This is a genomic window from Nocardia sp. NPDC058244 (assembly GCF_042882065.1).
Classification (GTDB): domain Bacteria; phylum Actinomycetota; class Actinomycetes; order Mycobacteriales; family Mycobacteriaceae; genus Nocardia.
Genome location: NZ_JBHVWX010000010.1, coordinates 97,243 through 105,753, shown reverse-complemented (window position 1 = coordinate 105,753; position 8,511 = coordinate 97,243). Strand labels below are relative to the sequence as shown.

Sequence of the window (8,511 nt, the reverse complement as noted above, 5' to 3'; positions counted from 1 at the left end):
GTCCAGGACTCGCCCTCGGCGACGGCGAGCTCGGCGTACCGGGTGGCGCCGGCCGCCGAGGTCATGGCGACCACGTCCACCGAACCGCGGCCGAGGCCGTTCATGCCGAGGAACGCTAGCGGGTGTCGCCGAGGACGGCGCCTTCGCGGCGGGGGTCGGCGCCGCCGATCCAGCCGTCCTTGCCGTCGCGTTGCAGGGCGCTCAGGCCGCTCGATTGCGGGGCCACCGAGACCTGGTGGCCCATCTGGCGCAGGCGCTGGACGAGGGGATCGTGGTCGCCGTTGTCGGTGGCGTCGATGTCGGGGTGTTCGCCGCCGACGCCGGTGACCGGGGTGTTGCCGGCGCCGAAGGAGACGCCGGAGACCGCCTGCTGCGGGTCCAGGCCCCAGTCCAGGGTGTTGATCAGGGTCTTCACCACGAACTGGATGATCACCGAGCCGCCGGGGGAGCCGGTGACGAGGGCGAGGTCGCCGCGGTTGCCCGCGTCGTCGCGGTCGAAGACCAGGGTGGGGGCCATGGAGCTGCGCGGGCGCTTGCCCGGCTGCAGCCGATTAGCGACCGGGGTGCCGTCCGGGTCGAGCGGGTCGGCGGCGAAGTCGGTGAGCTGGTTGTTGAGCACGAAGCCGTCGACGAAGTGGAACGACCCGAAGGCCGACTCGACCGTGGTGGTCATGGCGGCGGCGTTGCCGTACTTGTCGACGACGGAGATGTGGCTGGTGCCGTGCTCGGGCGGCTGCGGGCCGTTGCCCAGCGGGACCGGACCGAGATCGCCCGGCTTGGCGGTGCCCATGCTGCGCTGCGGGTCGATCAGCGTCGACCGCTGCTTGAGGTACTGCGGGTGCACCAGCGACAGCACCGAATTGCCGGGCAGCGGAACGAAATCCGGGTCGGCGACGTACTTGTTGCGATCGGCGTAGGCGAGCCGCTCGGCCTCGGAGATCAGGTGCACGGCCTGGGCGTCGGGCCGCCCGCCGTTGGCGTCGAGGTCCTGCGGACGCAGCGACGGGATGTCGAAGTTGGCCAGGATGCCGAGCGTCGCGGCCACCGTGCTGCCGCCCGAGGACGGCGCCGGCATGCCGCACAGCTCGAACTTGCGGTAGCCGGTGCACAGCGCGGTGCGCTTCTTGGCCTGGTAGCCGGCCAGATCGCTGGTGGTCAGCAGGCTGGGCGTGCGCCCGCCCGCGGTGCTGCCCGCCGCCTCGACGATGTCCTGGGCGATGGCGCCGCTGTAGAACGCCTGCGCGCCGTCGCCCGCGATCGCCGACAGCGTCTTGGACAGGGCCGGATTGGTCAGCACCGTGCCGGACTTCTTGGGGGAGCCGTCGGCTTCGAGGAAATACCCGCGGGCACCCTCGTCGGCCGCCAGGTCCTTGGCCGACTCGGCGATCTGGCCCGCCAGCCGGGGACTGATCTCGAAGCCGCTGTCGGCCAGGCCGATCGCGGGATCGAACAGTTCCTTCCACGCGGTCAGCCCGTGCTCGCGATGGGCGAGCTCGAGCAGCCGCAGCACGCCGGGCACACCGATGGAGCGACCGCTGGCGCGGGTGTTCGGAGCGGGTTCGGTGCGGTCGGTGTCGCTGACCCAGCGCAGGTAGTTCTCGGTCGCCGCGGCGGGCGCGGTCTCGCGGCCGTCATAGGTCTCGACGGTGCGCGACTTCGCGTCGTAGTGCACCAGGAAGGCGCCACCGCCGATGCCGGAGGCCTGCGGTTCGACCAGCCCGAGCACCGCCTGCGCGGTGACCAGCGCGTCGGCGGCCGTGCCGCCGGCCCGGAGCACCCGGCACGCGGCCTCGGTGGCCAGCGGGTTCGCGGTGGAGACCGCGTAGGTGCGGGTGCGCACCGCGGTCATGTCCGCGCGGTAGCCCGACGCGATCTCCGGGTTGGTGCTGAGGTTCTGCGAGGTCGGGGCGTTCGTCGCCGGAGCGGCCGAGACGGGCGTGCCGTTCGGTGTGCTCGTGCACTCGGCCGCCGCGGTGTCGCCGGACGAGCAGCCCGTCAGCAGACCCACCGTGAGGACTCCGGCCGCCGCAGCCCCGATCCACGTCTGTCGCCTTGGCGTCATCCTGGCAGCGTAACCCCGCGCGGCCCGGCCCCGCCGATTATTTCTCGGTGACGGCCGCGCGAATGTTCGGTAGACGAACCAGTTTTCCCCCGGCGACCGGCCGCGGCCTCGCTACCCTGGCGACATGGATATCGACGCGGTGCTGTTCGACTTCTCCGGCACGGTCTTCCGGCTCGAGGACGACCGGACCTGGGCCGACGAACTGGTCGGCGACGACGGCACCCCGTTCGACGTCGCGGCGAAAGCCGAAGTGCTGCGCCGGATGACGGCCCCCGTCGAACAGTTCATGACCTTCGACGCGGCGGGCCAGCACGCCTGGGACCACCGCGATCTCGACCCGGCCCTGCACCGGCACGCCTACCTCGAGGTGCTGCGCGGCACCGGCGTCCCCGGCACCCACGCCGCGCGCCTCTACGACCGCCTCATCGACCCGCTGGCCTGGACCCCCTACCCCGATACCGGCACCGTGCTGGAAGCCCTGTCCGCCCAGGGCATTCCGATCGGCATCGTCAGCAATATCGCCTTCGACATCCGCCCCGCCTTCGCGAAACACGGCTGGGACGGCCTGGTCGGCGCGATGACCCTGTCCTACGAGATCGGCGCCGTCAAGCCGGACGCCGCGATCTTCCGCGATGCCACCGACCGCCTCGGCGTCGAGCCGGAACGGGTGCTGATGATCGGCGACAGTGCCGAGGCCGACGGCGGCGCCGCCGCGCTCGGCGCCCGGTTCGCCCTCGTCGAGCCGCTGCCGACGGCCGAGCGCCCGCGCGCCCTGATCGAGGCACTCGGCGCGCACGGCGTCCGGCTCGGCGCCTGACCGACGCGGAACTGGCTCAGCGCTCGCGGGTGAACCAGGCGAGGGCGGTGGGGCGCAGCAGCAGGGCGACGATCGCCCCGTTGGCGACGATGCCGACCGCGCCGGGGGGCAGTCCGGTGAGGATCCCGGTGCACGAGACCAGGCCCGCGATTCCGGCGACGCCGACCGCGGCCTTCCTGATCAGCTCGCCGCCCCGGCCGAACAGCACGATCAGCGGCACCAGCGCGAAGGTCGGCAGGTAGCCCGCCAGCAGGGTGGCGAGCGAGCCGTTCGTCCCGAGCGCGACGGTGATCACGATCAGCACGACGCCGACCAGCGCCGCGACGGCGGCGATCAACCGGGCACCGCGCACACTGCCCGGCATCACGCCCGCCGGCGTCGCCTCGTCGAACAGGTCGTCGTCGGCGGGGGCGGGGGCGGTGGGCGCGTTCGTCACGCCGACCACGCTACACAGGTGGGTTTCCCGGCTCGGCGCACCGCCGCGGCACCCGGTCGGCGGTGTGGGTCTGTCGGACGCGCTCGCTAGGCTGGATGGGTGGCAGATCCCGCGACGTACCGGCCGGCGCCGGGCACCATTCCCGTCGAACCCGGTGTGTACAAGTTCCGGGACGCGCACGGGCGGGTCGTCTACGTCGGCAAGGCCAAGAGCCTGCGCAGCCGGTTGAACTCGTACTTCGCCGACGTGTACTCGCTGCACCCGCGGACCAGGCAGATGGTGACCACGGCCGCGAGCGTCGAGTGGACCGTGGTGTCCACCGAGGTCGAGGCGCTGCAGCTCGAATACAACTGGATCAAGGAATTCGATCCGCGGTTCAACGTCCGCTACCGCGACGACAAGACCTACCCGGTGCTGGCGGTGACGCTGAACGAGGAGTACCCGCGGCTGTTCGTCTACCGCGGCGCGCGCAAGAAGGGCGTCCGCTACTTCGGTCCCTACGCGCACGCCTGGGCGATCCGCGAGACCCTCGACCTGCTGCTGCGGGTGTTCCCCGCGCGCACCTGCTCCAACGGAGTCTTCAAGCGGCACAACCAGATCGGGCGGCCCTGCCTGCTCGGCTACATCGACAAGTGCTCGGCGCCGTGCGTCGGCCGGGTCACCGCGGGCGAGCACCGCCAGATCGTCGACGACTTCTGCGACTTCCTCTCCGGCCGGACCGACAAGATGGTGCGCGCGCTGGAACGGCGCATGCACGAGGCCGCCGACGATCTCGACTTCGAGACCGCCGCTCGCCTGCGCGACGACGTCCAGGCACTGCGCCGGGCGCTGGAGAAGCAGGCGGTCGTGCTCGGCAGCGGCACCGACGCCGACGTGATCGCCTTCGCCACCGACGAACTCGAAGCCGCCGTCCAGATCTTCCACGTCCGCGACGGGCGGGTGCGCGGCCAGCGCGGCTGGGTGGTCGACAAGTCCGGTGACGCGCTCGACGTCGCCGAATCCGGCACCGAACTCGCGGCGCTGGTCGAGCAGTTCCTCACCCAGTTCTACGGCGAGCAGGCCGCGATGGCCGAGCAGAACGCCGACCGGGACGTGGTGGTCGTTCCGCGCGAGGTGCTGGTCCCCGAACTGCCCGCCGACGCCACCGAGATCCAGGACTGGCTGAGCAGGCTGCGCGGCTCGGCGGTCTCGCTGCGCATCCCGCAGCGCGGCGACAAGAAGGCGCTGGCCGAGACGGTGCAGCGCAACGCGGGCGAGGCCCTGGCCCAGCACAAACTCAAGCGCGCCGGCGATCTGACCTCCAGATCCCAAGCCCTGCAGGACATCCAGGACTTCCTCGATCTCGACAGCGCGCCGCTGCGGATCGAGTGCGTCGACATCAGCCATGTCCAGGGCACCGATGTGGTCGCCTCGCTGGTGGTCTTCGAGGACGGCCTGGCCCGCAAGTCCGACTACCGGCACTACGCGATCAAGGAGGCGGCGGGCGACGGCCGCTCCGACGACGTCGGCAGCATCGCCGAGGTGACCCGCCGCCGCTTCGCGCGCCTTGCCCGCGACCGGCAACAGGTCGTCGACGTGGAGACCGACGAGGCCGACGAGCCGACCTCGCGTCCCGGGGTGGACCCGACCACCGGCAAGCCGCGCCGCTTCGCCTACCCGCCCAACCTCTACGTCGTCGACGGCGGCGCGCCGCAGGTCGCCGCGGCCGCCGAGGTGCTCGACGAGCTCGGCATCACCGATGTCGCGGTGATCGGCCTGGCCAAGCGGCTGGAGGAGGTGTGGGTGCCTGGCGAACCCGACCCGGTGATCATGCCGCGCAACAGCGAAGCGCTCTACCTGCTGCAACGCGTGCGCGACGAGGCGCACCGCTTCGCGATCACCTTCCACCGCAGCAAGCGCTCGCGCCGGATGACGGCGTCGGCGCTCGACTCGGTGAAGGGGCTCGGCGAGGCGAGGCGCACCGCGCTGGTCACCCACTTCGGCTCGGTGGCCCGGATAAAGGACGCGACTGTCGACGAGATCACATCGGTGCCCGGCATCGGCGTCTCCACGGCGAAAGCAGTGCTGGAAGCACTGAACAGCCCGTAGCGCGGGACGGGCGGATCGCAGGACGCAACATTGCGAGTGCCGTACGTTGTGTGTCTGCGCCCGATACCCGAACCGGTGCGGGATGATCGAAAGGCACCCAGAAACGGATCCGGTAGGACATGACACGCGTCGAATCGAACAACAATGCGGGGGCGGTACCCGGACAGGCCGGGGCGGTCCCCGATCCACAGCAACCAGTAGAAGTGGTCATCGTGACCGGCTTGTCCGGCGCGGGCCGCGGCACCGCCGCGCGCGTATTGGAGGATCTCGGCTGGTACGTCACCGACAACCTGCCGCCCGAACTGATCGGGCGGATGATCGAGCTCGGCGCCGCGGCCGAACCACCGGTCCGGCGCCTGGCGCTGGTCATGGACGTGCGCAGCCGCTTCTTCACCGGTGACCTCTCCGGCGTCACCGAGCACCTGCGCTCGGCGGGCATCCGGACAAGAGTGCTGTTCCTCGAGGCCTCCGACGACGTGCTGATCCGGCGCTTCGGTTTCGCCCGGCGCAGGCACCCGCTGCAGAGCGACAGCCCCGACGGCACGCTCTCGGCCGGCCTGACCGCCGAGCGGGTCCGGCTCGCGGCGGTGAAGGCGGCCGCCGATGTCGTCATCGACACCACCGAGCTGTCGATCCACCAGCTGCACCGCAAGCTGGAGGAGGTCTACGGCGCGGGCGCGCCCGCCGCGCTGCAACTGACCGTGCAGTCGTTCGGGTTCAAGTACGGTGTTCCACTCGACGCCGACATGGTGTTGGATGTTCGATTCCTGCCCAACCCGCACTGGATTCCCGAGCTGCGGGAACACACGGGGCAGGAGTCGGTGGTCAGCGACTACGTGTTGTCGAGGCCCGGCGCGCAGGACTACCTGCAGACCTGCCACCATCTCGTCGACCTGACCACGACCGGATACCGGCAAGAGGGGAAGCGATACATGACGGTGGCAGTGGGGTGCACCGGCGGCAAACATCGCAGCGTCGCGATCGCCGAGGCGCTCGGTGAGCGCATCGGCGCCGATACCGGGCACGCGGCCGTGGACGTCGTCCGCGTCGTGCACCGGGATCTGGGGCGCGAATGAGTGGATGGGAAGCCGACCCAGCCGTCGTCGCGCTGGGCGGCGGACACGGGCTCTACGCGACCCTGACGGCGGTACGCAGGCTGACCAGGCGGATCACCGCGGTCGTGACGGTCGCCGACGACGGCGGGTCCTCGGGCCGGTTGCGCGGTGAGCTGGGCATGCTGCCGCCGGGTGACCTGCGGATGGCGCTGGCCGCGCTGTCGGAGGACGCCGACGGCGTGTGGACCACGACGGTGCAGCACCGCTTCGGTGGCACCGGGGCGCTGGCCGGTCACTCGGTGGGCAATCTGATCCTGGCCGGCCTCACCGATGTCCTCGGTGATCCGGTGGCCGCGCTCGACGAGGTGGGCAGACTGCTGCGGATCACCGGCCGGGTGCTGCCGATGTCGCCGGTCCCGCTCGACATCGAGGCCGAAGTGTCGGGCCTGGAGTCGGATCCGCGGATCGGGCGCAGTGTGCGCGGTCAGGTTGCGGTGGCGACCACGCCGGGTAAGGTCCGGCGGGTGCGGCTGATTCCGTCCGATCCGCCTGCCAGCCCCGAGGCCACCTCGGCCATCGAGCACGCGGATGTCGTTGTGCTGGGCCCGGGTTCGTGGTTCACCAGCGTCATCCCGCATGTGCTGGTGCCGCAACTGCACGACGCGCTGGTGCACACCAGGGCGCGCAAGGTGCTCGTGTTGAACCTGGCCGCCGAGCCGGGGGAGACGGCCGGCTTTTCCGCCGAACGTCATCTGCATGTATTGTCCCAGCACGCACCGGATTTCGCGGTCGACGACGTGCTCGTCGACTCGGCGTCGGTGCCCGAGGGGCGGCAACGGGAACATGTGGCAAGAGCCGCCGAACAGTTGCGTGCACGGGTAACGTTCAGCGATGTCGCCGAGCCGGGAACGGATCGGCATCATCCCGGAAAACTTGCCGCCGCACTGGATCAGCTGATCCGGGCGCCGCGGCCGCAACTGGCAGGGCTTCGAGTCGAGGGACGGCACACGGGATCGGATGTGCGTTCCGGGTCGGTGGGAAAGGAGCGCGTCTCGTGGCGATGACAGCCGAGGTGAAGGACGAGCTGAGCAGGCTCGTGGTGTCGCAGGTCAGCTCGCGCAAGGCGGAATTGTCGGCCCTGCTGCGGTTTGCGGGTGGTCTGCACATCGTCGGGGGCCGGGTGATCGTCGAGGCCGAGGTGGACATGGGGTCCATCGCGCGACGACTGCGCCGGGAGATCTTCGAGCTCTACGGGTACGGCTCCGACGTGCACGTGCTCGGTGCGGGCGGGTTGCGCAAGACCTCCCGCTACGTGGTGCGGGTGTCGAAGGAGGGCGAGGCGCTGGCTCGCCAGACCGGTTTGCTCGACGTGCGCGGACGTCCGGTCCGCGGCCTGCCCGCCCAGGTGGTCGGCGGCAGCATCGGCGACGCCGAAGCGGCCTGGCGTGGAGCGTTTCTCGCGCACGGTTCGCTGACCGAGCCGGGGCGGTCCTCGGCGCTCGAGGTGAGCTGCCCCGGGCCGGAGGCCGCGCTGGCGCTGGTCGGTGCCGCCCGGCGGCTCGGGATCACCGCCAAGGCCCGTGAGGTGCGTGGCACCGACCGGGTCGTGGTGCGCGACGGGGAGGCGATCGGAGCCCTGCTCACCCGGATGGGCGCGCAGGACACCCGGCTCACCTGGGAAGAGCGCCGGATGCGTCGCGAGGTGCGGGCCACCGCGAACCGGCTCGCCAATTTCGACGACGCCAACCTGCGGCGTTCGGCCAGGGCGGCCGTGGCCGCGGCCGCGCGCGTGGAGCGGGCCCTGGAGATCCTCGCCGACGACGTGCCCGACCATCTGGCCGCCGCGGGCAGGCTGCGGGTCCAGCACCGGCAGGCCTCGCTCGAGGAGCTGGGTCAGCTGGCCGAGCCGCCGATGACGAAAGACGCGGTGGCGGGCCGGATCCGGCGCCTGCTGTCGATGGCCGACCGGCGGGCCAAGGACCTGGGCATTCCCGACACCGAGTCGGCGGTGACGGCGGAGCTGCTCGACGACGCGTAGCGCGGCATTCGCCGC

7 protein-coding genes are annotated in these 8,511 nt (G+C 71.3%); 5 read left to right on the top strand and 2 right to left on the bottom strand.

All coding sequences use genetic code 11. The features are described from left to right. Positions 1-115: 115 nt before the first annotated feature. The gene (locus ACFVW6_RS29035; protein ID WP_355281314.1) at positions 116-2,062 is read right to left on the bottom strand and encodes a gamma-glutamyltransferase family protein; all 1,947 of its coding nucleotides are present in this window, start codon (positions 2,060-2,062) and stop codon (positions 116-118) included. 124 nt (positions 2,063-2,186) lie between these two features. Between ACFVW6_RS29035 and ACFVW6_RS29030 the strand changes: the two genes are divergently transcribed. Next, complete coding sequence (locus tag ACFVW6_RS29030; RefSeq protein WP_378830157.1) at positions 2,187-2,879, top strand: HAD family hydrolase; 693 nt, start codon at positions 2,187-2,189, stop codon at positions 2,877-2,879. Between the two features lie 16 nt (positions 2,880-2,895). Here the strand turns inward: ACFVW6_RS29030 and ACFVW6_RS29025 are convergent, their stop codons facing one another. Further along, the gene (locus tag ACFVW6_RS29025; protein ID WP_355281311.1) at positions 2,896-3,315 is read right to left on the bottom strand and encodes a hypothetical protein; all 420 of its coding nucleotides are present in this window, start codon (positions 3,313-3,315) and stop codon (positions 2,896-2,898) included. A 99-nt stretch (positions 3,316-3,414) separates the two neighbouring features. Here ACFVW6_RS29025 and uvrC point away from each other — a divergent pair, with 99 nt between their 5' ends. The 4 genes from uvrC to whiA all read left to right on the top strand — a co-directional run bounded on the left by uvrC (position 3,415) and on the right by whiA (position 8,496). Continuing rightward, positions 3,415-5,403 carry an excinuclease ABC subunit UvrC gene (uvrC, locus tag ACFVW6_RS29020; RefSeq protein WP_378830158.1) on the top strand — a complete coding sequence of 663 codons (1,989 nt, stop codon included), beginning with the start codon at positions 3,415-3,417 and terminating at the stop codon, positions 5,401-5,403. 119 nt (positions 5,404-5,522) lie between these two features. Further along, complete coding sequence (gene rapZ / locus ACFVW6_RS29015; protein WP_357345141.1) at positions 5,523-6,479, top strand: RNase adapter RapZ; 957 nt, start codon at positions 5,523-5,525, stop codon at positions 6,477-6,479. Next, positions 6,476-7,522, top strand: a complete 1,047-nt coding sequence (gene yvcK / locus ACFVW6_RS29010; protein ID WP_357345143.1) for a uridine diphosphate-N-acetylglucosamine-binding protein YvcK — start codon at positions 6,476-6,478, stop codon at positions 7,520-7,522. The genes rapZ and yvcK overlap by 4 nt, the downstream gene beginning before the upstream one ends. Beyond that, entirely contained in the window at positions 7,513-8,496 is a 984-nt protein-coding gene (gene whiA / locus ACFVW6_RS29005; protein WP_019047780.1) for a DNA-binding protein WhiA, read from the top strand. Before yvcK ends, whiA begins: the two co-directional genes overlap by 10 nt. The last annotated feature ends 15 nt before the right edge of the window (positions 8,497-8,511 follow it).